Genomic DNA, 24,810 nt, shown 5'->3' with positions numbered 1-24,810 from the left:
AACTAATAATTTTTTGTTTGTTGACGTTTTTGTTTGTTTAGTTTTCAAAGAGCAATTTGATGCGACAACTTTTATAGCTTACCATATTTCAAAAGTCGTTGTCAACAACTTTTTTTATTTCCTTTTAAAGAAGTTTAATAGTTTCTTTGACAACTTTTACATCTTATCACCGCTTGTGACCATTGTCAATCACAAATCGTATTTGAAAGGCTAAAAAATTTCTGTAATCACTACATCTTTTTTAAATACTAATGTCCCTCCGGTTTTAGGCACTTCCCTAGTGTTTTCGCTTCATCGAAGCGGAATACTCTTATATTTGGGTCCGCAGGATTTTCAAGCTGAATATCATTCTTGTTTAGGATCACAATCAGTTCTTTTTCCTGCAGGTTTTGCCTAGTGAAGTTTTCCATGATCCGCTCAAGCATGGCCTCTCTCAACGTAATGGTCAAAATGGATATCAAGTTTGTCCCCTCCAGCCCATACCAATCTTTAATTATTTCATAGTATGTAAGAGACTTGTAAATTAGAGGTGAATCATGGAAAAGAAAATACTAATTACCGGGGTGGCGGGATTTCTAGGTTCGCAGCTAGCGAAGTCATTAATTATGGACGGGCATTTGGTCGTCGGACTCGATAATTTATCCTCCGGAAAAATAATCAACATAAAAAGCCTGCCTAAGAACCGGTTTATTTTTAAGGAGGTTGATTTGTGTTCACGGAAAATCCTCGCCGATCCTGACATTAAAAATGTGGATGAAATATACCATCTTGCTTCCCCGGCAGCTCCGAAATTTTATCAGGCTGCCCCATTTGAAACGATTAATGTAAATACGATTGGAACGAGAAATATGCTGGAATTAGCCAAGATACATGGAGCAAAAATGGTCTACACCAGTACAAGTGAGGCCTATGGTGAGCCAGAAATTCATCCGCAGCCTGAAACCTATAGAGGGAATGTCAATACATGGGGGCCGCGTGCTTGTTATGATGAATCAAAGCGATTAGGCGAGGTCCTCTGCTATTTGTATTTCACCCATTATCAGACACCGGTGAAAGTTGCCCGTATTTTTAATACGTATTCGGCAGGGCTGACAAATGATGATGGCCGAGTTATCTCCAACTTTGTCACTCAAGCATTAAAAGGTGAGGACATTACCGTTTATGGAGATGGGTCCCAAACGCGGTCTTTTTGCTATGTGACGGATACGATTAGCGGCCTGAAGTTGTTAATGGAAAAAGAAGAAGCAACCGGGGAAATCATTAATATTGGCAACCCCGTTGAATTTACAATTTTAAAACTAGCTCACTTTGTTAAAGCGTTGACAGGTTCTGATAGCAAAATAATATTTCGTCCCCTCCCGGAAAACGACCCGAAAGTCCGCCGGCCCGTTATTGAAAAAGCAAAAAGGTTACTAGGATGGGAGCCTACCGTGTCATTAAGAGAAGGATTGGATAAAACAATTACAGAGTACAGAACAAAATTAGGAATGGAAGGTTCCTAATTTTTCAAATCAGTTATTCTTTCGATGGCTATTTAATAAACCCCACTTCAAAAGGAGAAATTTCATTTGATTTTTACAACGATAACATGTGCGAATCATCTCCCACTAGCTAAGGTATTAGGAAAGTCCTTGAAGATGCATCATCCCAATTCAAAGGTTGTGGTCTGTTTGGTTGAAGAAACAATCCCCCCCTCCACTCAGGACTTTCCGCACTTTGATGAGATTGTGATGGCGAAAGATTTAGGGATACCTGATTTTTATAAATTGATCTATAAATATAATAATTATGAAAGTTGCTGTGCAATAAAACCGTTTCTATTAAGATTTCTATTAAACAGAAACACAAAGGAAGAAAAGATTGTTTATTTAGATTCTGATATTAAAGTGTATAGTCCATTAGAGGAGCTTATAGACCTTTTAGCACAATATTCAATTGTGATTACGCCTCATAGGCTCACGCCTGAAGAAAATCCTCAAAGTATTGGGGAAGAGGTCGCGAACCTAAAAGATGGGGTGTTTAATGGCGGTTTGATTGGAATTAAACGGGATGTGGAAGCATTCGAGTTTCTTAACTGGTGGGCAAATCGGCTGCAAAATTTTTGTTATATTGACAGTAACCGCGGCTTGTTTCTGGATCAAAAATGGCTCAATCTTATTCCCTGCTTTTTTGAAAACTATCATGTCTTAAAGCATGAAGGGTATAATTTTGCCAGCTGGAACCTTTCCCAGCGCAGGATTGTGAAAACAAAGGAGAATAAGTATGTAATTAATGGTCACCCACTTCGATTTATTCATTTTTCGGGACTAGGAAAATGGCTCGATGAGAATATAAATAAGTATATAACCAATAAAAACGATATATTCATTAATTTAAAAGATGAATATATGGAAGAGATTAATCATTTTGGATATTCTGCTTCGAAAGATTTTCCGTGGTCCTATAACAATTTTATTAGTGAAGAAATGATTGACCAGAAAACAAAAAAGATCTATCGAGAATCCGAGAAATTGCAAAACCTAATCCCCTACCTTTTACAGCAAAGTAATCTTTCGATTAGAAAAGTTTTAAATAGCAGGAGCACCGGCCCGAGTGTATCGGTCATTACTGCTGTTTATAATGGCCAAGAATTTTTGATGCAATCCATTAACAGTATTCTTTCGCAATCCTATAGGGATTTTGAATATATCATTGTCAATGATGGTTCAACCGATAATACAATGAATCTATTAAAAGACATTACTGACAATAGAGTTAAAGTGATCAACCTAAATGAGAATAAGGGAGCTGCCTATTGTCTTGACCTTGGGATTAAGACAGCAATAGGGAAATGGATTGCTATTCAGGATGCAGATGATATTAGTAATTGCGAAAGGCTAGAGGAACAATTGAAATATGTACAATCCCATCCTGAAGTGATTGCAGTTGGCAGTTTTGTTAAATGCTTTTCTGATTCACTTTTGGAAAACCAGTTACAAGGTGTAGCATTATACTTTAATTCTTTAAAATCGAGTGAGGAATTGTCTAAGAACCGTTTTTTCCAGGTACCCTTTTGTCATGGGACTGTTTTTTTCTCAAAGACATCCTACCATCAAGTTGGCGGCTACAACTCCAATTATAAGATTGCTTACGATTGGGACTTATGGATGCGGATGTTTCAAGCAGGACCTATTCATAAAATAAACAAGGTCCTTTACCACTATAGGATCGATAGTGGGTCGTTGTCCTTTCAAAAATGGGAAAATACCTATTATGAAATTATTAAGCTACACATGAATTACATTACTGAGATCTATGCCAATAATAACATCCAGCCAAAGTTCTTAGTTTTTGGCACCGACAGGGCCTGTAAAAATTTTAAGGATGCACTCCGTTATAATGGCTGTAACCTTTCAATGAAATTCGATGATTACTCCGCCTTAAGTAATCCGATGTTCTCGTTTGAAAAGAGTAAAACAAATGGAATCATAATCCTCGATGATCAAGTGCATGAAGGATTGATTCAAGATCTTGAAAAAAAAGGTATGAAACTGAATCAAAATTTATTTGTTCTTCATAATGGTATTCATGGGCTAATCGAATCAGGTGCCATATGAAGGAGAGTATATGTAGAAAGCCAGAACCGTCATCTCCATTCAACTGCCTAAAATGGTGATGACGGTTCTGGCTCTTTTGTTTTTCGCTTATTCCAGTACATTAAAAAGTGCGTAAACATCCTTATTTAATTTAAGTCGTCCTTCCTGTAATTTTCGCAATATTTTTTGTCTTTTGTCATCATGAAGAACAATAATAGCATCTGCCTCTCCTTTTTTTAATTTATGGATGGCAACAGGAACTTGCTTGCTTCTATTCTTATAAATCATCTTGACTACCTGCAATCCACTTTTTGGAGCAACATTAGCTATATAATTCTCGCAGCCTTTTTGTGGACCGATAATCATTACCTTTGGCTGATGTTGCTTTTCTTGAACTAAAGCGCGGTAAATGCCACTAGACGATGCAATCTGGACCTCGTCAATCGTTAGTACTTCATTACTGTTTGAGAGTGAACCTCGGTGCATCCGGTAATCGAGCAATACCTTTGGTACGAGCTCCATATCACCTTTTTCCAGTAATTTCAACCATAAATCATAATCATAGGCAATTTTAAACGTTGAGTCATAGCCCCCCACTTCCTTAAAAACATGTTTAGAGAACATGACAGAACTATGTGTTAAGGGGCATGAAAAATAGATCACTTTCCTTATTTCCTCCCTTTTAATGTAACTATTTTTAAAATTCTTCACACCTTCATATACCTCGTCAGGGACATCCGCGTCTCCAGAGATACAATTAATTAAAGTTCCTATTCCAACAAGTGAAGGGTGCTGAAGAATATAGTTTACTTGCTCTTCTATCCTAGTGGGGTAACTATTATCATCTGCATCCTGTATCGCAATCCAATCGCCATGAGATTCGTTAATACCTAAATTCAAGGCATGAGCTGCACCTTGATTTTTATTCAAATGAATCACTCGCACCCTTGGATCATTTATTTGGTCTAGTATTAATTTTGTTGAATCTGTAGAACCATCATTTACAATGATGATTTCTAAATGAGGATAGGTTTGTGCTAAAGCATGATCTAATGCTTCCTTAAGAAACCTTTCCCCATTATGAACTGCCATAACCATTGAAACAATCATCATTATCGACCAGCCTCCCGATTAGTTAATATATAGCCAATCACTCCAAGCAAACATGACAATGCCAAATTCGATTATTGTTTATAACCATTAGGATGCTTTTTAAACCAATTCCATGCTGTCTCAATTGAAATTTTGATATCGTATTTTGGGGCCCAGCCTAATAAAGATTTTATTTTTTGGGATGATGCTACTAAATGTGGCGGGTCTCCCTTACGCCGCGGTTGAATTTTAATCCTGGCTTTTGCACCGGCAACCTGCTCGCATAAGTGAATCATCTCTAAAACGGAAACACCTCTTTCATTCCCTAAATTGAAAATTTCCGCGATTTTTCGCCTAGGGTTTTGCAATAAATACTGTAACGCCTGAATATGACCCGAGGATAAATCCATGACGTGGATATAGTCACGGATACACGTTCCATCCGGCGTCTGGTAATCCTTCCCGAAAATTTCAATATAACTGGATTTCCCTTGTAAATGTCTTAAAATATTCGGTATTAAATGTGTCTCGGGATCATGATCCTCTCCGATTTCACCGGAAATATGAGCCCCGGCTACATTAAAATACCGGAGGGCAATATATCGAAAATCATGGCTCTCCGAGATACTGTTTAAAACCGTTTCAATCATTAATTTAGATTTTCCATAGGGATTAATCGGGTTCAACGGCAGTTGTTCATCAATCACCACTTGATTCGGGACTCCATATGTGGCACACGTGGAGGAAAAGATAAAATTTTTGATATTATGTTCTAGCATTTTATTAAGTAGTTGAATCGTATTTACAACATTATTTTGATAGTATTTTAGTGGTTTTTCGACTGATTCACCCACAAGGCAACTCGCTGCAAAATGCATAACTGCCTGAATGGAATAAGATTGAAATAAACTTTCGAGGACATTTGAATCTCCCACATCTCCCATAATAAAAGTTGCTCTTTTATCAACCGCCTCTAGATGCCCGGTTGAAAGGTTATCCAACACTAAAACAGAATAGCCTATATCCGCAAGTTCACGTACTACATGACTGCCAATATAACCAGCTCCTCCTGTAACCAGAATCATCTCACATTCACCTTCTTTTCTCATTCTAGCTTGGGGGACAAGGGGACTGTCCCTTTGTCCCTAAATTTTTGATTCGATAATTGCTGCTGCACCGGCTACTGCTAAAATTAAGATTAACGGAAATGTTATCGGAAAATAGAAATAGATAAGGACAACGATTAATGAGCACCAAAAACCGCTGCACCAGTAGCAGCTTAATAAGGAACCCATAAAGTGGCGAAAACCTGTCCCTTTTATTTCGATATTAGGTTCGAGATCCCCTGAGGAATTTTCAATCATTGAAATCGTTATGAAGGGCTTTCTGATAAATGCAGTAATGTCATCAAATACAATTAAACGGGTCAACCGGAATGAGGCTAAAATGATAATAATGAAATCCAGCCAATTGACATGAAACATTGAATTTCACCTCACAAAGTCCATACTCGGATTCATTATATGTTGATTCTTATCTCAATGTGATTTCCTTTTTGGGACAGGGGGACAGGTTCCTGAGCGATAAAAGGCTTTTTTATCGGTACATATACCCTTACAATTCCTTCTTTTTTGCATTTCATATAGAGACAAGACTTTAATGGGGCTAAGAATGCAAAAAAAATGACGAATTATTGAGGGGTGCACATATGAGTGAACAGCCGAAACCCAAAGTAAGCCTTTGCATGATTGTTAAGGATGAAGAACAATTATTACCTGCATGTTTAGATAGTGTGAAATCCATTATCGATGAAATGATAATTGTAGATACAGGGTCAACCGATAGCACAATTCAAATTGCCGGACAATTTGGCGCGGAAATTTGGACGATTCCATGGGAGGACGATTTTTCTAAAGCACGTAATGTTGCATTGGAACATGCAACTGGTGATTGGATTTTACACTTGGATGCGGATGAACAGCTGGAAAAACAAGATATTGGACAATTACTTTCTATCATTTCCAATAGTCAAGAGGAAGCTTATTTCCTGCACATTGTAAATCATAATGCTGAAACATACGGGGATTCTCTTATTTTTCCGAGCTTAAGATTATGGAGGAATCGAAAAGAATATCGTTTTAGTGGTGCTATACATGAACAAATCGGTTCTTCCATTGTCAAACTTAATCCATCCAAATCATTGACTCTAACCCCTATTCGCATCCACCACTACGGTTATTCGGAAAAAATAATTCAAGAAAAGAAGAAAATTGACCGAAATCTCAAAATTGCCTCGGCAGAAGTGGAGAGATACCCCAAATCATCTTTTGCCCATTATAATTTAGCGATGGAATTTTCCAGGATGAAACAATTTGACAATGCGATAAAGGAATTTTATCTATCTATTGATTGCCTCCCGGATCAACACGAACTGTGGGTGTCATACATGTTTCGCAATCTTGCTACAGCATTGATGGAAGGTAAGAAGTTTAAGGAAGCTAGTGAAATCTTAGAGAAAGGGCTAAACTATTATCCTGATTATATTGACTTATTGTTTCAGAAAGCCACATGCCATTGTGGACTAAATGAAGTTCCTCATGCTATTGGCTTGTTCCATCAGTGTATAGTGACTCCGAAAAATCCCAAGTATGTCAATCTAAAAGGGCTTAGCCGAGAAAAGGCTCACTTTTCCTTGGGTCATTGTTACCTGCAATTAAATCGGCTTGATGAATCGGTTTATCATTATAAAAAAGCGTATGAATTGAATAAAGACTTCAAAGAACCATTGAAAGAATTAGCCCTAATTTATAATCAAATAGCCACACAACCTTCATAAATAAATTATTTCTGTTATATTTACCAATGAAAAACCACCTTTTTTTAAAAGATGGTTTTTCATTGTATTTATTTGACTATTTGGCGACTTTACAGAACTAAAATCCAGAGTCTTCATTATTAGTCGGCACCAACTAACATCATGAAAGAATTCCATGAACTATACTAATCTCTTTATCTGTAATAAACGGGCTGTTGATCCACTCCTGATAATTTGACCGAATAGATTTTACCATATGGTCATACAAGTCCGCACAGGAGGTACAGCTATATTTTTTGATCTTATCACACATAGAAACCATGTAGGACCATTCAGAATATCTTGCCCTTAGAGCAATCTCCGGCACTTCAGCGCTAAGATATTCAGCTCGTTCACGGAAAGCGGACAAGTATTCTTTCAGCAGCTCCGGTGAAAGATTATTCGTCTGGATAAATCTTGAATTATTACCGTGGTGCTTTGTAAACCGATAAAGAGGTTTCCCTTGTCCAACCACCCGATCCGCTTTGGCAAAGATCTTATAAATGATATGAATATCATCAACAAGGACATTTTCTTTAAAGCTGATGCCATCGAACAAAGATTTACAGAATAATTTGGTCGGAGGCGCAACATTGAATCGTTCGCGTTTCAATAGTTCTTCAAGGCCCTGAACTTTGTCTAGTATCAAGAGGTCATCATAAATAAAATAGGGTTCCTTTTTGCCGTCAATATCATTCCAGCTGCCGCATAAAGATATGTCTGCTTGATATTCATTCATTAATTTCAAGAGAAATTCCAGCATTTGTGGTTCACATTGGTCATCATCATCCACCATCGTAAGATATTTACAAGATGCTGCTTTAAGCCCTGCATTCCTGCCTTTAGGAGCACCTTGATTATTTTTAATTGTAATTAATTTTATTCTACTATCAGCTTTTGCATATTTTTGACATATTACATCACTGCCATCAGTAGAACCGTTGTTCACTAAAATTAATTCGAAAAGATTAAATGTTTGGGAGAGTATACTTTCTATTGCACGTGGCAAAAACTCTTTTCGGTTATATGTGCACATAATAACACTAATGGATGTATTTGGCATCTTCAGAGCCCCCTTATTACATCATAGGTAGTATCGGCAATCGACAATGACCTTAGCTGGATCTTTCATATCTATACCGGCAAACTCTTTCCATGCAGTGACGAGAACAAGAATTTCCGATTGAATATATATATCTTCTAAGCTATCACAATAAATGATGTGTTCAAATTTGTACTCCCTATCAAAAGCTTCGTTAGCTATCGGATCATAAGCAAGCAGATTTTTATATCCCGATTCCAGCAATAGTGAAATAATTTTCGCAGAAGAACAGTCGCGAACGTCGTCTGAACCCGGTTTAAAAGATAACCCGAGTATACCAATTTTATTGGATGGTTTGGCAATACGAATAATCTTATCCACCATATGCTGTGGCATAGTATCATTTAATTCAATGACGTTTTCAAGGATTTTTGGTTCATATCCTTTTGTCTTTGCCTGCGAATACATCGCCATTGTGTCCTTTGGGAGGCAATATCCTCCATATCCGCAGCCGGGATAAACATAGTTCTTCATTTCACATCCACCCCATCGGCGATCCAAATGAAGGATTTGAAAGGCCTCTTTCGTTTGGACATCCCCAATTGTCTCCGCAATTTTTGACATTTCATTTGCATAGCTTATCATCGTTGCAAGAAGTGTATTGGATAAATATTTGATAAATTCACCCGTATTTAGGGACACAGAAAAAAATGGACAATCGAACCCGCTATATAATGAGCGGAGCATACTTTCCCCTCTTTGATCACTAACGCCACAAACGATACGATCGGCATTCATCATATCCTCCCAGCACTTTCCTTCACGTAAAAACTCCGGATTATTGGCGACACTGAATTTTTCGCCTGCAGATAAGCCTTTTTTCTGCAAATAAGGGAGTATTCTTTCTGAAGTCGTGGAAGGCGGAACGGTTGATTTCACCACAATCACCCTGTATTTTCCATCATGGAGAACAGAAGCAAACGAATCAATGGCAGAATAGATATATGTTAAATCTGCCTCTCCCTTTTCTCCGGCAGGTGTACCGACACATAAAAATACAAAGTCACTGTTCCTGACGGCAGCTGCTGAATCAACTGTTACCGTAAAATTATGATCAATATGGCGAATCAGAGCATGGTCAAGCCCAGGTTCGATAAAAGGAAGTTTTCCTGCCCGAATGGCATCCAACCTGTTGGGGTTTATATCCATTCCAAAAACACGGTGGTTCTTCTCAGCAAAAGCCAATGCAGTCGTAAGCCCAACAAAACCAAGTCCAATTACAGTAATTGTATACCTCATAAGGAAACCACCCTTTCAACTTCTGCCCAAATTTATATCTTCTCACATTACTAGTTTCCATTACCTTAATCAGCAAATTCACCTACCATTCAAATTCACTCCTGTCACATTCCTCCAAATATTGCAGATACCTTTTTATCCCTTCTTCAATATGAATTTGCGGATCGTAATTTAGCAATTGTTTTGACTTTGTTATATCCGGACAGCGGCGTTTAGGGTTATCGTTCAAATAATCTTTATCTGAGTGAATTTTAAAATCTATACTGCCACTATAGCCGAAAAGGTCCCGGCCAATCTTCCTGTACAATTCTGCCAGCTGCAGGATTGTAAGTTCAGGGCTGTCTGAGCCAATATTGAAAACATCAAACTGTCCATATAGAGCACATTTGATATATCCAACCGTCGCATCGGGAATATAGTCAAAGGTACGGGTTGGTTTTCCATCTGAGTAGATAATAATATCTTCATTATCTATCACAGCCTTTGCAAAGTCCGCTACAGCTCTTTGGTCATTAATCCTCATCCCGGGACCATAGTTATTAAAGGGCCGTACCACTGTGATTTGCATTTGATACCGGCGGGCAAAATTGTAGCATAGTGTTTCCCCAAAACGCTTTGACTCATCATAGCAAGCTCTGGGTCCACATGTATTTACATTACCCCAGTAATTTTCTGGAGTTGGAATGTATGCTGGGTCCCCGTAAACCTCGCTGCTGGAATAAAACAGAAACCCTTTTAATGGTCTGTCTTTGTAAAAGTCGAGTAAACGACGAAGTCCTGTTACATCAGCATCAATTGTTTCAATTGGATATTGGCGATAATATACCGGAGATGCAAGCGAAGCCATATGAAAAATCAAATCTGCATTACTGCAAAATTCCAGTTCGCAGGTGATAATATCAAGCTCACGCAAATCAAATAAAGTTTGTTTAGAAATACGTTCTACCCATTTGGGTTTTCCGAACATATAATTATCTATACCATAAACCTTTTTAATTCCAAGCTGTTCTCCATATTCAGCAAAAAAATGTAATAGGGAATAGCCAAGGGAACCGGCAAATCCGGTAACCAATATCGTTGAGTCCTTTAGTTTTTGCTTATCTGCTTCCGATAGGGAAAGATAAATGAATGCCACATCTTTCCTAGTAATATTTGAAATCGCCAAAAAATCACCTCATTTTCCTTGTCATCATGCTATCCCCACACCTTCCAGGGTGCCTTATTTTCTTTCCATAAGTTTTCAAGTATTCCTTTGTCACGCTGGGTATCCATGCACTGCCAGTAGCTGTAATGCTTATACGCATTCAATTTTCCTTCCTCCGCCAGCTTTTCCAATGGGCCCCTTTCAAAAATGGTATGATCCCCTTCTATATAATCAAACACTTGCGGTTCAACCACCATGAATCCCCCGTTTATCCAGCCTCCGTCTTCTAAAGATTTTTCAACAAAACGCTCAACACGATTCGTAGTATCATCAATGTCTAGTACACCAAAACGCCCACCTGGCTGAATAGCAGTAAGCGTTACATAACCGCCTTTTTGCAAATGATATTCTTCGAGAGCTTTGATGTTCAGGTCAGACACCCCATCACCGTAAGTGAGCATAAACCTCTTATTTTCAACAAATTTCTTTATCTTTTTAATTCTCCCGCCTGTCATGGTATCCAGTCCTGTATCGACCAATGTCACGCGCCACGGTTCTGATACATTGTTATGGATTGTTAACATGTTTTGATTGGCAAAATCGAAGGTTACATCGGACGTATGCAGATAATAGTCCGCAAAAAACTCTTTGATTACATATCCTTTGTATCCAAGACAAATGATGAAATCATTGTATCCGTAATGACTGTAAGTTTTCATAATATGCCACAAAATGGGTTTTCCGCCGATTTCAATCATTGGCTTTGGTTTCAAATGGCTTTCCTCGCTGATTCTGGTCCCGTACCCTCCCGCTAAAATGACAACTTTCATTATTCACCCTCCACTTTACTATAAAAGGCTTTCCATCAATTTGGTTATTTCCAGCCGTTTTGATTCATCTACACAGAGATCTATTGCTTTTTCAAGAATTTCCTTTGCTCGATCCTTTTGACCCTCACAGGCAAATGTATAGCCAACTGCGATCATTGCCGAGCTGTCATCAGAGTAGAACACACTTAAAATCAGGGCGGTTTCCAATGCACTACGGATCTCGCCCCTAAGGGTATGAAGGTATAATTTATAACATAATGCATCTTTATCAAGCGGGGCTTGATCAAAAACTGTTACCATTCGTTCAATGACTTCTACAATTTTTTTATCAGGCAAATGCTTTCGAAAAAACTCATTTTCATAGTCTTTTGATTTTCCCATCTGTTTTCGCTTACGCAGGAGTTCCTCCTTAAGCAGATCATAGTTGCGTTCACCGGAATGTTCTTCACATATTAAAACAGCATGAGCAACTCTGGAATTAACCAATTCCCGAAGCAGGGCAGGATTTGATGCCAGAAATTCGCTCATAAGACCCTCTTTCTCAAACTTTTCCAGATCTGTTCTGCCCATAGCCCGAAAAAAACCATAGAGCAAGACTGCCCCAAACTTGTTTTTATTCAATTCATCGCACAAGGAAGAAAGGTACAATAAAAATGCATTTTGCTTGTCTTGGAGATTCGCTAATGGGAGGTTGATTATCTTTATCGATGTGAATAGTCTATACATATAGTGATTGATTAAAATTGGGAAATCGTCCTCTGAAACGTTTTTCATGATTCTTTCGATAGCTTTTTGGGTGTCCAGAAATAAATTTCCTGTTAAGCCGTTCTGGTCAAGGGTGCGAAAGACAAAAGAATCATTACAGATTGTTTCAATGACAGCTATTCTTTCCTTGGGAGGGTTGGATTCCGCGTTGGCTGCTATATCGATACAGTCCTTGATTGAGGCATATAAGACATGGGTAATATAATTTAACGTTTCGGTGTTAAGTTTATTCCAGCGTTGCAATAACATTTTGCTTTCATCATATATGATTTTGTAATCGAGATACCTGATTGTATCCACTTGGGTATGATAGTAAGAAGTCTTCCTGATCCTGTAATAATGAAGTACTTTGTTAATGCCTACTACAGAGTTGGCAAACCTTAAGCAATCCAAGTTAAATACCGTATCTCCCCCATTGGTCAGATTGAGGGGGGATTGCTTTCTATATTCTTGTTGCTTTTTGACAATAGAAACTTTAAACAGCTTCCCCCATATGGGTCGAAAGCAGCCATAAATTTGCGGAAACATATCACCCAAGCTTGTGATATCTTCTGAATAAAAATCTGGGGGACAGCGAGTTCCACGCATTTGGACATTTTCATCCATAAACATTTCTGTACCGCCCACAGCAATATCCGCATCGTATTTTTTTGCGGCTTGATATAGTTCCTTCAAAAAGTCAGCGTGCAGGAAATCGTCACTATCCACCATGCACCAGTATTCAGAGGCAAGGTTTTCGCCATAATATACAAAGTCCGGATTAAGCGGTCCATTATGCAAAAAACTATTGTTTTGATTGCGAAATAATCTTATCCGGTTATCTGTATTTGCATATTCCTCCAGAATCCCGCTGGTTCGATCGGTGCATCCGTTATCTAAAATAACCCATTCAAAATCAGAAAATGTTTGATCTAAGACACTTTCTACACACTCTCTAATATAATTTTCCACATTATACGCATAAGTGATTATCGAGATGGCAGGTGCCTTTCTCCTTTCATCCACTTGTTTCGCTCCTTCCATAATGGGACAAGGGGACAGGTTCCTTGTCCCAGGAATAAATAACGGGACAAGGAGCCAATCCCTTTGTCCCTCTCCGAAAACATCATTCTTTATGTTTCCTTTTGATTTCCGCTTCAAGCTCAAGAATTTGAAAAGGTAATATCTTTTCTAAGAAAAATTCACGCTCTTTCTCACAACGCTCTTTCTCACAATGCCTTTTTTCACAATGATCCTTCTTACAATGCCTTTTTTTACAATGCTCTTTCTTACAATGCCTTTTTTTACAATGCTCTTTCTCACAATCCTCTTTCTTACAATGCTCTTCCACGCGAATTATTTTCTCAATATCCACAAAACCGGTCAAAGCATTTCCACCCAAAGCATGTTTAGATCTTGGAATTTTTACGTTCAGGGCAATGATTTGCTCATCAACAGGTCTTACCTCCATATGAAACTCTTTCGATTTTTTTTCTTTTTTATGTTTTTTGTGTTTTTTGTCCTTTTTGCTCATATAAATTGGGATGTCCAGCATCTTTTACCTACATCCTTTTTCCAGTAGTAGCTGTCTCATCCCTCTTCCCTCCCTTCTGTATGAAATATGAATTAAAAGGGAATCTTCTTCCTCAAACGCCCCATTTGCATATTTTTTTCTCATTATGGGTGGTATTTAACAGACGACCAATGAATTGTTCTCATTAGAAAGATAGGACCAGGGAGGGCATCCCCTCCTGGTCCTATCGGATCACTGATAGTGAGTCAATATAACAGCTTCTCCCGAACAATAGAGAAGTAATATACGGCTCTCCTAATCAACAATCCAAATGGTATTGCTTAACACTGTTAAGCAGGATCCAAATCAAGAATCACCGTTGAAAACATCAATTTCTTTTCTAAAAACAGTGTGTGTGTAGCCTGAGCAGTAGGGCTGAAGAAAGAAATGAGCTTTTCAACGTCAACGACTCCTGTCAATTGAGTTCCACATACAAAATCTGGTTCACATGGAAGGCTGATAGGTTGTGATTCCGAAAAAATGGTAAAACTAACAGGTGTAACTGAAATAGAAGTTGCCATGTAATTCACCTCCCTTCATTGATCTACTTCATATTATTAAAGTTTATACGGACAAGCTTGGACGAATTAATTGGTGCAAATATACATTTTTGCTAATTATAAATATTCTTCTACTCTAAGTAACTCGGCATTCACATAGGTAAAGTCACCAATTCCTGCCCATCATGTTACTTGGCTTAAGATTCGTTATCTAATTCAAGCTCCAGTACTTGGAACGGCAATATTTTTTCGAGGAAAAATATGCGATTACGTTTATCTTTCACGCGAATCAATTTTTCAATATCTACAAATCCTGTCAATACAGTTCCACCCAAAACTGTTTCGGATTTAGGGATTTCAATATTTTCCGTAATGATCATCTGTCCAACAGTGGTAACCTTGATATGATCTTTATCGTGCCAATTGTCAGGGAATAACTCATCAAGGCGTTTCATGTTTTTAGTCAATTTCTTTGATGTGGAAAGCCATTCTTTAGATTCACATTTGCTCTCCAACTCAAGCTCAAGAATTTGAAAGGGAAGGATTTTTTCCAGAAAAAAAATACGCTTCTTACCGGAAGTCTTATCTTTAATACGAATCAATTTCTCGATATCAACAAACCCCGTAGTGGAAGACCCTCCTAAAACTGAGCCAGTTTTAGGAATTTCAGTGTTTCCTGTAAAGATTTTCTTGCCAACGGTTATGATCTTACTCTTATCTTCATCGTCCATTCCTTCATGACACCCGCTATTTAATTCAAGTTCGAGAATTTGAAATGGCAGCTTTTTCTCTAAAAAAATTGCCTTTTCATGGAATGGCTTATCTTTAATTTGAATCAACTTCTCAATATCCACGAATCCCGTTATAGAAGTCCCGCCCAAAACGGAACTGGTTTTAGGAATCTTTTCATTATCTGTAAAGATTTTTTCCCCAACGGTTTCTACTTTGATGGAATTTTTTTTATGGTCTTTAGAATCCAACTAAATTTTCACTCCCTTCGTTAGAATTAAAGTAACGGTAGATAAATACTGTCTTATCCATTGATGGCTCTAACTCTAAGGAAGGCAATAGAGTTGACCTCAATAAGTTATTGAAACGATTCTACCAAGAAGACCCAATATCATCTAAATATATTATTCAAAATTTGTTGTTGGGGTAAGGGACAACTTCCCTACACAACAACGTAAACATAAAATATTCCCTTCCTATCAATAGTTAGTGGATTGAAATATTATTAAGGAAACTTTTGAAAGACGAAGTGACTTGTGACCCTAAGGCGAAGACAATTCGTAGTCGCAACGTATGCCTGATGGAAAAGTTGTACTTTCTGGTCGACAAAAAAGAGCATGTGTCACATGCTCTTTTTCTTTTCTTAATGATTGGCTACTCCCATATATTGAAACCCTATACTCTTGACCTTCTCCTTATCCACCATATTGCAGAAATCAAAAAGGTATGTCTGTTTCATAAGCGACTTAAGAGATGCCCAGTCTAGATTCTTATATTCATCCCAGTCCGTACAAATGACAACAGCATCAGCACCCGTAACAGTTTCCTCAATCGTCCTAAATTGATGTTCCTTCTCCATTTTTACAATTGGGTCATGGGCTCTAATCTCGGCCTCTTCCGCTAACAAATGCTCAATCAATTTCAGACTCGCCGACTCCCTCGTATCATCCGTATTTGCTTTAAAGGCAACGCCAAATACGCCAATCGTTTTATTTTTTAAATTGCCGCCAAGGGCATCTTTGATTTTTTCCATCAAATATAACGGCTGTTCTGCATTAACTTTTACAACACTCTCCAGGATTGAAAGCGGCTGGCCATTTTCCTTAGCAGTCTGGATCAAGGCATTCACATCCTTTGGGAAACAAGATCCACCATAACCCATGCCGGCACGAAGGAACAGCGGACCAATCCGCTGATCGAGTCCAATTCCTCTTGAAACATCATTTACATTGATGTTTAACTCGTCACACAACCTAGCTAACTCATTAATAAAAGAAATTTTCATTGCAAGAAAGGAATTGGCGGCATACTTGATCATTTCGGAGGCTTTCGGATTGGTTTCGACGATTGGACAGTGGAAGTCTTTATACAGCTCCTTCATGATGGATCGCGCTTTTTCACTTGTTGCTCCGATGACAATTCGATCGGGATTGAGGGCATCCTGAACCGCGGAACCCTCGCGGAGAAATTCCGGGTTCGAGACGACATCAAAGGGAATCAGGTCTTCTTGACTTTTTTTAATCCAATTTGTCACCAACTCTGCCGTTCCAACTGGTACTGTGCTTTTCGTGACAATGATTTTATAGTTGTTCATATATTTACCGATTGCTTCGGCGACATTTTTAACATAACTGAGGTCTGCACCTCCATCTGAGTTCTGCGGTGTACCGACACATATGAAAATCACATCATTCTCTTCAACTGCTTCTTTTGTCCTTTTTGTAAAATAAATATTTTGGGCTGCGGCATGCTTGGTTAGTAAGTCTCCGAGTCCAGGCTCGTAGAAATGTAGTTTACCAGCTTGTAAAGCTTGAATTTTACATTCGTCAAGATCCAGGCCCGTGACCCGGTGACCCATTTCACAAAAAATAAGCCCTGTCGTCGTGCCCACGTAGCCTGTGCCGACGATTAAAATTTTCACGTTTATTTATTCCCCCTTTATTTCACAGAGATAAGTAATCAGGTTAAAACTAGCTGAACTATTCGCAAGATTAATTTTTGAATGGTTCTCTTTATATGTCGTGGCTTGTATTAATTTATTCATAAAGGTGGTTTGTGGAAAATTGTCCGATGTAGAAAGGGCTATTAATGGAGAGTTATCCGAGAGGCAGAGTATGGAACGAGGCAATTTCTTTCCAACAAAAATTATTAGTGACCGGAATAGGGAAAAAATGCAATCTTCGGGCACAAAAATTATTTGTAACCGGAAAAGATGAAAACCCAGGTATTTGGTCACAAAAAAAAGGCACACTTAAATGGTACCTTCGCGCCGCTAGATCCATCCTTTTTTCTCGGCGATACTAGCGGCTTCGGTTCGATTTTTAGCATCAAGCTTGTGGATAGTTTCGGAGATGTAGTTGCGGACCGTTCCGGACGACAAGTATAGTTCAGAGGTAATCTCCTTAGTCGTCTTACCTAATGCTGCTAATCTTAAAATCTCTTGTTCTTTTGGGGTCAGCGGATTTTCTTCGCGGATGACGTCAAAAGTGAGCTCCGTGCTGAACACCCGTTTTCCTGTCATCACCTTGCGAATCGCCTCGGCAAGTTCATCAATTTCCCCATCTTTAAGTAAATAGCCGTGGACACCAATTTTTACTGCACGTTCAAAATATCCAGGTCGGGCAAAGGTGGTTAGGATGATCACCTTACTAGGAGACGAGCGCCGTACGAGTTCGTCAGCCACCTCGAGTCCGTTCAAAATGGGCATTTCAATATCCATCAAGCAGACATCCGGCTCGAGTTCTAAGATTGCCGCGAGTGCCTCTTCTCCGTTCAGCGCCTGGCCAATCACCTTCATGTCCACTTCCAAATCAAGCAGAGAACCGAGCGCCCCCAATAACATTCGTTGATCTTCAGCAATAAACAAGCGAATCATACAGCAGCCCCCTCTTTTTTTATAATCGGTACATTGATTTCCAAAACCGCCCCGTTCTGGTTTGACAGCGCTAGTACTCCGTCGATGAGTGCCAACCGCTCATCCATCCCCCTCAAACCATTTCCAAAACCGTGATTATTTCTTACGCCCATCCCATCGTCACGGATAACGATGTTTATTTTTTCAGAAAAAAGCTTGATTGAAATGGAACAATGGGTGGCACGGCTATGCTTCACGACATTGGTCGCCGCTTCACGCACACACATGCCGACAATATTCTGCGTAAACGGTGATATCTTAGAAAAATCAACATCACCATCGTACTGATAGGTAATTCCCGCCGCACGTAATATTTGCTGTATTTGCAGGAGCTCTTCCGCAATGGTGGCTGCGCGCATATCTGTTACCAGCTCACGCACCTGCTTTAGTGCCGCACGGGAAGTGACTTCCATTTCCTTCGCCTCGAGCCGTGCTCGTTCCGAATCAACGGCGATCAACCGTTGAACAAGCTGACTTTTTAACGTCAACAGTGACAACGTATGGCCAAGTGTGTCATGAAGATCGCGGGCAATCCGCACCCTCTCTTCACGCTTTACCAACTCCTCAATTTTCTGATTTGCTCGATCAAGCTCCTTTTCTAGATCCATTCGGCGATTCATCGAGCGGATTCCAAACGGAGAAATCAGTATAATGATGAGAAAAGGGACGAAGTAGATGAGCTCTGCCGGGGTGAAAAAGGTCTTCGTCTGTACCACATGATAGATGAACGGAATAATTTGCACACCCACCAAGCCAAGCAGCCCACGCCTAAAGGCTGTTTTTTCCTTGTACCAGCCGATGAAATTCGCCGGAAAAAATCCCATAAACATATAGTTTAAGTGATAAAACATGCTAAAAATAAACACAATCGCTAGTTGCACCGCTAACCAGTAGGTGAACTTTCTTTTTCCTATTGAAAAATAAAGCTGGCGATACGTCACCAAAAACAGCAGCACCATCCCATAGCCAATGAGCTGCTTCACTCCCGTTTCCCTCGTTAAATATATAACAGGAAATCCTATATAAATAAGAAAAATATAAGGGAAAAAGCCAAATTGCCTTGGAAAAATTGACCATTTCAAACCAAATCACACCGCTTCTTGTTTTCTTCTAATATATTTAGATAGTAGCATGAAGACGGCCAAATAGGCGATTAAAATCAGGATATTTTTCCACTCAGGCATATTTCCGCGAAAAATTTCCCAAGCACCGTTGCCAAAATTGTAAGATGGAAGCCATTTACCGATGGACTGCATCATTTTTGGCATAATCTCAAGCGGCATCCACAGCCCGCCTGCCACCGCAAGCACCATATAAATCACATTGCTGATACCTGCGGCTGTTTCAACCTTTTTCATCATTCCGATTAAAGTGCCAATTGCAAGGAATGGAAGCGATCCGAGCAAAATCCATAAACCGCTCGCGATCCATTCAAACGCGGTAAGCGAAACGCCATTGATGATCGCCCCTGCGATAAAAATAATTGTAATCGATAACAGATGCATCACACCTTGACCCATCATTTGTGCCGCAAAATAGACGGTGTCTGAAAGCGGCGTGATGCGAATAAATGTCGACCAGCCTTGCGAACGCTCCTGTACCATCCGGATTCCGAGTGTCATCATTGACGAGCCCATCACGCTGAACACTGTCATTGACATGAGGTAATGCGCCTGCCACTCCGCCTTATCCGGCGCATTCGTATTCACCACATTTGTAAAAATATAATAGAAGAGAATCGGCATTACAAGCGACCAAAACACAAAATAGCGATTCCTTAACACCCTGATAATCTCGAATTTACATTGCATTTGAAATGTTTTCATTTATATGGCCTCCTTCGTGCCGCTTGTCAGCTGTTCGAACGCTTCCTCAAGTTTTCCGCGTTCAATTTGAATATCCCGGGCACCAATTTTTTCTTGAAAAATTAGCTCTAGTACACGGTCGGTATTATTCGACTGGACGTAGACACGATTATTTTTTCGGTAAATATCATCAATTTCACTGTGAAGGTATAGGTTTTCTAGCGATATTTCTGGGTCGACGATAAAGGAAACGGATTGCTTCGAAATTCTTGACTTGATTTGCGCCGGCGTTCCGTCAGCGACAACGGCACCGTCTTTAAACAGTAAGATTCTGTCCGCGGCATCATCCGCTTCTTGCAGATAATGCGTTGAAAAAATAATCGTTTTGCCTTGGTCAGCCAGATGATGAATGGTTTGCCAAAAACGATTTCTTGAGGTAATATCCATACCCACTGTCGGTTCATCAAAAATGATGAGCTCGGGATTTCCCGCTAGAGCAAGAGCAAAACTTAATCGGCGCTTTTGTCCGCCTGAGAGTTTTTCCGCCCGGGTTTTCATATCCTGCTCGGTCAAGCCTGTTAAGTCGATAAGTTCCTTCATAGCGAGGGGCTCAGGATAGTAGCATCTGATTAGCTCAAGGATTTCGCGTACTTTTAAACCTGGCATGACACTGACTTCCTGTAGCATCGTGCCGATTTTTTCCCGGACTTGCTTTTCGTGTGGCAAGTGGTTAAATAATTTGACCTCTCCTGTGGTTGGTTTAAGCAGTCCTAATATCATCGAGATCGTCGTTGTTTTCCCGGCCCCGTTCGGACCAAGAATGGCCACCACTTCTCCTTTCCCAATGGTGAAAGTTACATCATTAACCGCTATTTTATGTTGAAATGACTTTGTCACGTTCGTTAAGCTTAAAATTTCATTCATCTTCCGAACACCTCCTGCTTTCTTGATTTCATTGTAGTATGCAGGAGAGGGAAATTTTAGTAAGCAATGTCATCAAAAACAGATGACAAATGTCATTTTTTTATTAGAATTTAGTAACTTCAAGTAGTGTCAGCCACCAAAAAAACGCACCCTTTCCAATGAAAAAGAGACCTCCATAAATGAAAGTCCCTTCATGATTCTTTATTTGACAAAACTTGAGGCGTATCAGGCACCCATCAACATGCACACCCCACGCGGACAAATGTCCACGAAGGGTGTCAGGTACCAATATAGAAAACCTAGTAAAGTAAATATTTTTCGCGGATGTCCATAAATTTGTTTAGTCCTGGCTGCCATTCTTTTTTCATTTGTTCGATTGATTTTCCTGCTTCGATTCCGGCACGGATGGAGCCGTTGCCGACGAGGTTATCGAAGAAGGAGATTCCGTTGCTGCCCGGTGCCCGGAATTGGAAATCATTCGGATACATGTCATGGATGGTTTTGACAATGTAAAGTCCTGTTTCAAATGGTTTGTATGCATTCCGGTTTGTTACATGGATTTGCACACCATGGCTTAACTTGTTCACAAATTTTGATGTAGAAGGGATAAACGATGCAGCTCTGAATTTAACGCCAGGTAAATGATAAGAATTCAGTTTTGCCGCAAGATCATCACTGTTAATATATGGGGCTCCGATCAATTCAAATGGTCTTGTTGTACCACGTCCTTCAGAAACGTTGGTTCCTTCAATTAAGCAGGCACCACCGTAAACTAATGCCGTATCCAAAGTTGGCATATTCGGTGACGGCATGACGAATTGTAGATCCGCGTCATCGTAATACATGCTCCGGTTCCAGCCTTCCATTTTAACAACCGTTAAATCAGCACCGATGGCGAACTCCTTGTTGAATAGCCTAGCTAATTCTCCGACTGTCATCCCGTGGCGGACAGGAATCGCATATTCACCAACAAACGAGGAATATTTATCCTCTAAGATTGGTCCTTCAACCTTTGCGCCGCTGATTGGATTTGGACGGTCAAGCACGATGAAGGGGATATTGTTTTCTTTAGCCGCTTCCATCGCTAATGCCATCGTGTAAATATACGTGTAAAAACGTGCTCCAACATCCTGAATATCGAATAACAATACATCGATATTGCTAAGCATTTCCTTGGTAGGCTTTTTGGTATTTCCATAAAGGCTGTATACTGGAACTCCTGTTTTCTCATCAATATAGGATTCAACATACTGGCCAGCCTGGGCACTGCCGCGGACACCATGCTCTGGGCCGTATAAAGCAGTCAGCTTTACATTCGAGTTTTTATACAGCAAATCTACGATACTAGTAAGCTCTTGATCGACACCAGTGGGATTGGTAATTAAACCAACACGCTTCCCTTTAATTAAATCCAGACGATCCTTTAATAACACCTCAACACCTAAACGGAACTTCCCAGTGTTCTTTTCTTTCTCTTTATCATTCTTGGCAACTGCCGCCGTTACCGTGGAAAGGACTAGCAATAGCGCGAGAATACCCGTAAGCCATTTCTTTTTCATCGTTCTCCCCCTCGTAGTTTTGATAGTGTTCTTTCCAGAATATATCCAATTAGACAAAACCATTGAAAAAATGGACAAAAGCCCTTGGAAAATAGTCAAAACACTCTAAAAAACGGACGAAACCTTAAATTCGGTCAAAACAAGACTCTACCTAGAAAAATTAATATCCTAAACCATGGTCAAATCCGTATAATACACTGCCATCCTGGCTGTAAATCGTAACCGGAAGCTTGGCCGTTGGCTTATTTACGCCAAAAATCGTGTTAACAGCTGCCTCAAAGCTTACATCCTTCGTTCCATACTGTGTAAGATAAGCATCTACATTAGGGTAAGACATAACATCATATGGATTTCGAATCCCTACGCCAATAACCGATGCTTCCGTTTGCTCTATCACTTGATTGGCCAGCTTCATTAAATTGGCAGAAGGCAATCTTCCGCTCACTGTCGAAGTATTCGTTCCAACAATGATATATTTTGCCGTTTTCGCTATCGCCAAATTTTGTGCTGAAAGTGGAGCCGTGGTATCAATAACGGTTACATTTTGATGGTGCTTTTTCACTTCAGCTGTTAAAACAGAAGCACTCGAACCGACAACCACAATTTTATCGTCAGTTGCCGACTTCAGCGGAAGCACACCGTTATTTTTCACAAGTGTAATCGATTTAGCCGCTGCTTCTTTTTCTACCTGTAAATGTTCCGCTGATCTCGCAACTTTTATAGCATTAGCGATCTTTTCATCAAGGCTCTTTTCCACTTCAGCCTTAACGATGCCGCGATTTAATTTCAGCGTTAAAATCCGCTCAACTGACTGGTCGATTCTTTCCTCTGAAATATCACCGGATTTCACTGCATCGTATAGGCCATTGGCTACTAATTCAAGACCTACCGGCATTAAGAGAATATCCGTTCCTGCTTTCACTGCACGAACAGCGGCATCTACTGGACCAAAATGGTCGACGATGGCCTGCATGTTCATGGCATCCGTCACAATCACTCCCTTAAATCCCATACTCTCGCGCATAAGACCCGTTAACACTTTGTGGGATAGCGTGGCGGGAACAGCAATTTCCGTTCCATCCTTTTTCGAAATGGCCTTTGTATTATCGATTTTCGGGAAAGTAACGTGAGCAGTCATTACGGCATCAATTCCGGCATTCATCGCTTGCTGGAACGGAAATAATTCCACCTTTTTCAAACGGTCGATATCATGTGGCACCTCGGGCAGTCCTAAATGCGAATCGGTTGCGGTGTCACCATGCCCAGGAAAATGCTTTGCTGTTGCAGCAGTTCCAGTTTCGTGAAGCCCTTTGATATAAGCTTTGCCCAATTTGGCAACGAGTTCTGGACTTTCACCAAACGAACGAACCCCGATGACTGGATTATCAGGATTATTGTTAACATCGAGATCAGGTCCAAAGTTCATATTAATGCCAACAGCGTTAAGCTCTTCCCCTATCGCCTTACCCACTTTTTCGGCTACCTCTTCAGACCTTGAGGCTCCAAGCGCCATGTTCCCTGGAAAATCGGTTCCGAATTGCAGGCGGGTAACGATTCCACCTTCCTGGTCAACGGAAATCAACAGGCCATACTTTTCCGCTGCGTCCTGATAAGCGCTAATTAGCTTCGTTGTTTGCTCAGCCGTTACCGTATTTTCACGGAACAATATAACGCCGCCAAGATGATATTGTTTAACAAGTTGGGCAATTTCATCATTCATTTTCGTGACATTGCTACCCTTCCATGTACGGAAATCCGGCATCAGCATTTGCCCGACCTTTTCTTTCATCGACATATGCTTAAGTGCATTACCAATGAGGTCATAGCGTGATCCTTTTTCTTTTTCAATCAAGATTTCTCCTTGATTCCCTTTGTATTGAATCGAGATTCGGTCACTGTACCTGTCATCGCTGACAGAGATAAAGGTTTTTCCATTGTGCCCTGATAAGGTAACTAAACCCTCTTTGACAGAGGCGACATTTTTATTGGAAGACTTCCAGGTTAGATTCTCCGAAGCCAACATAAAGTGGCCGTCTTCATAAACATGTAGGGCATTTAAATTAATCTTGTTGTCTTTCACTTCTCTTGTCACTTGCGGAACGTTAAGGTCAATGACTACATCCTTGATACCCGAAGACGCTGTTGCCTTCGAATGCGGCATCCCTGATAACAATAGGGCAAATGCCAAGCATGAGGTGATAAACATTTTGAAAAATTTACGCATGG

At 39.9% G+C, this 24,810-nt stretch carries 23 protein-coding genes; 4 read left to right on the top strand and 19 right to left on the bottom strand.

The genetic code is table 11. The features are described from left to right. The coding region (locus tag RTR43_RS03890) for a hypothetical protein (protein ID WP_312469793.1) at window positions 1-214 on the top strand (214 nt) is incomplete at its 5' end. 34 nt (window positions 215-248) lie between these two features. On the opposite strand, the gene RTR43_RS03885 is transcribed toward RTR43_RS03890, so the two are convergent. Further along, on the bottom strand, window positions 249-461 hold the full coding sequence (locus RTR43_RS03885; protein ID WP_312469791.1) for a hypothetical protein: 213 nt from the start codon (window positions 459-461) through the stop codon (window positions 249-251). A gap of 75 nt (window positions 462-536) precedes the next feature. Here RTR43_RS03885 and RTR43_RS03880 point away from each other — a divergent pair, with 75 nt between their 5' ends. Beyond that, entirely contained in the window at window positions 537-1,502 is a 966-nt protein-coding gene (locus tag RTR43_RS03880) for an NAD-dependent epimerase/dehydratase family protein (RefSeq protein ID WP_312469789.1), read from the top strand. Between the two features lie 66 nt (window positions 1,503-1,568). Continuing rightward, window positions 1,569-3,596, top strand: coding sequence for a glycosyltransferase (locus tag RTR43_RS03875; RefSeq protein ID WP_312469787.1), 2,028 nt, complete (start codon window positions 1,569-1,571; stop codon window positions 3,594-3,596). Between the two features lie 87 nt (window positions 3,597-3,683). Here the strand turns inward: RTR43_RS03875 and RTR43_RS03870 are convergent, their stop codons facing one another. The 3 genes from RTR43_RS03870 to RTR43_RS03860 form a co-directional block, all read right to left on the bottom strand. Beyond that, on the bottom strand, window positions 3,684-4,688 hold the full coding sequence (locus RTR43_RS03870; RefSeq protein ID WP_312469785.1) for a glycosyltransferase family 2 protein: 1,005 nt from the start codon (window positions 4,686-4,688) through the stop codon (window positions 3,684-3,686). A gap of 71 nt (window positions 4,689-4,759) precedes the next feature. Next, window positions 4,760-5,752 (bottom strand): UDP-glucose 4-epimerase GalE, encoded by a 993-nt coding sequence (gene galE, locus RTR43_RS03865; protein WP_312469782.1) that lies wholly within the window; start codon window positions 5,750-5,752, stop codon window positions 4,760-4,762. Between the two features lie 60 nt (window positions 5,753-5,812). Further along, the gene (locus RTR43_RS03860; RefSeq protein WP_312469781.1) at window positions 5,813-6,151 is read right to left on the bottom strand and encodes a DUF1360 domain-containing protein; all 339 of its coding nucleotides are present in this window, start codon (window positions 6,149-6,151) and stop codon (window positions 5,813-5,815) included. A gap of 224 nt (window positions 6,152-6,375) precedes the next feature. Between RTR43_RS03860 and RTR43_RS03855 the strand changes: the two genes are divergently transcribed. After that, window positions 6,376-7,503, top strand: a complete 1,128-nt coding sequence (locus RTR43_RS03855) for a glycosyltransferase (protein ID WP_312469780.1) — start codon at window positions 6,376-6,378, stop codon at window positions 7,501-7,503. A 139-nt stretch (window positions 7,504-7,642) separates the two neighbouring features. Here the strand turns inward: RTR43_RS03855 and RTR43_RS03850 are convergent, their stop codons facing one another. The 15 genes from RTR43_RS03850 to RTR43_RS03780 all read right to left on the bottom strand — a co-directional run bounded on the left by RTR43_RS03850 (window position 7,643) and on the right by RTR43_RS03780 (window position 24,808). Further along, window positions 7,643-8,584 carry a glycosyltransferase family 2 protein gene (locus RTR43_RS03850; RefSeq protein ID WP_312469779.1) on the bottom strand — a complete coding sequence of 314 codons (942 nt, stop codon included), beginning with the start codon at window positions 8,582-8,584 and terminating at the stop codon, window positions 7,643-7,645. A gap of 21 nt (window positions 8,585-8,605) precedes the next feature. Continuing rightward, window positions 8,606-9,862 carry a UDP-glucose dehydrogenase family protein gene (locus RTR43_RS03845; RefSeq protein ID WP_312469778.1) on the bottom strand — a complete coding sequence of 419 codons (1,257 nt, stop codon included), beginning with the start codon at window positions 9,860-9,862 and terminating at the stop codon, window positions 8,606-8,608. An 82-nt stretch (window positions 9,863-9,944) separates the two neighbouring features. After that, on the bottom strand, window positions 9,945-11,027 hold the full coding sequence (locus tag RTR43_RS03840) for an NAD-dependent epimerase/dehydratase family protein (protein WP_312469777.1): 1,083 nt from the start codon (window positions 11,025-11,027) through the stop codon (window positions 9,945-9,947). Between the two features lie 29 nt (window positions 11,028-11,056). Next, entirely contained in the window at window positions 11,057-11,836 is a 780-nt protein-coding gene (gene rfbF / locus RTR43_RS03835; protein WP_312469776.1) for a glucose-1-phosphate cytidylyltransferase, read from the bottom strand. Window positions 11,837-11,854: 18 nt separating this feature from the next. Next, entirely contained in the window at window positions 11,855-13,606 is a 1,752-nt protein-coding gene (locus RTR43_RS03830) for a glycosyltransferase family 2 protein (protein ID WP_312469775.1), read from the bottom strand. 100 nt (window positions 13,607-13,706) lie between these two features. Continuing rightward, window positions 13,707-14,114 carry a hypothetical protein gene (locus RTR43_RS03825; protein ID WP_312469774.1) on the bottom strand — a complete coding sequence of 136 codons (408 nt, stop codon included), beginning with the start codon at window positions 14,112-14,114 and terminating at the stop codon, window positions 13,707-13,709. 329 nt (window positions 14,115-14,443) lie between these two features. Continuing rightward, window positions 14,444-14,674: a hypothetical protein gene (locus tag RTR43_RS03820; protein WP_312469773.1), complete on the bottom strand. Its 231-nt coding sequence runs from the start codon at window positions 14,672-14,674 to the stop codon at window positions 14,444-14,446. A gap of 176 nt (window positions 14,675-14,850) precedes the next feature. Next, entirely contained in the window at window positions 14,851-15,633 is a 783-nt protein-coding gene (locus tag RTR43_RS03815; RefSeq protein WP_312469771.1) for a hypothetical protein, read from the bottom strand. Between the two features lie 392 nt (window positions 15,634-16,025). Beyond that, window positions 16,026-17,303, bottom strand: a complete 1,278-nt coding sequence (locus RTR43_RS03810) for a UDP-glucose dehydrogenase family protein (protein WP_312469769.1) — start codon at window positions 17,301-17,303, stop codon at window positions 16,026-16,028. A gap of 351 nt (window positions 17,304-17,654) precedes the next feature. Further along, window positions 17,655-18,257, bottom strand: a complete 603-nt coding sequence (locus tag RTR43_RS03805) for a response regulator transcription factor (protein ID WP_312469767.1) — start codon at window positions 18,255-18,257, stop codon at window positions 17,655-17,657. Then, window positions 18,254-19,378 (bottom strand): sensor histidine kinase, encoded by a 1,125-nt coding sequence (locus tag RTR43_RS03800; RefSeq protein ID WP_312469765.1) that lies wholly within the window; start codon window positions 19,376-19,378, stop codon window positions 18,254-18,256. The genes RTR43_RS03805 and RTR43_RS03800 overlap by 4 nt, the downstream gene beginning before the upstream one ends. Before the next feature lie 6 nt (window positions 19,379-19,384). Then, a complete protein-coding gene (locus RTR43_RS03795) occupies window positions 19,385-20,122 on the bottom strand; it encodes an ABC transporter permease (protein ID WP_312469763.1) in 738 nt (245 codons plus the stop codon). Next, on the bottom strand, window positions 20,123-21,025 hold the full coding sequence (locus RTR43_RS03790) for an ABC transporter ATP-binding protein (RefSeq protein WP_312469761.1): 903 nt from the start codon (window positions 21,023-21,025) through the stop codon (window positions 20,123-20,125). A gap of 299 nt (window positions 21,026-21,324) precedes the next feature. Further along, window positions 21,325-22,584, bottom strand: coding sequence for an exo-beta-N-acetylmuramidase NamZ family protein (locus RTR43_RS03785; protein WP_312469759.1), 1,260 nt, complete (start codon window positions 22,582-22,584; stop codon window positions 21,325-21,327). Window positions 22,585-22,744: 160 nt separating this feature from the next. Next, the gene (locus RTR43_RS03780) at window positions 22,745-24,808 is read right to left on the bottom strand and encodes a glycoside hydrolase family 3 protein (RefSeq protein WP_396954527.1); all 2,064 of its coding nucleotides are present in this window, start codon (window positions 24,806-24,808) and stop codon (window positions 22,745-22,747) included. Window positions 24,809-24,810 lie beyond the last annotated feature (2 nt).

The sequence above is a fragment of the Neobacillus sp. genome, from assembly GCF_031988165.1.
GTDB classification, from domain to species: Bacteria; Bacillota; Bacilli; order Bacillales; family Cytobacillaceae; genus Neobacillus; species Neobacillus rhizosphaerae.
The sequence above is the reverse complement of the archived record's forward strand: the minus strand, read 5'-3'. Positions and strand labels throughout refer to the sequence as shown.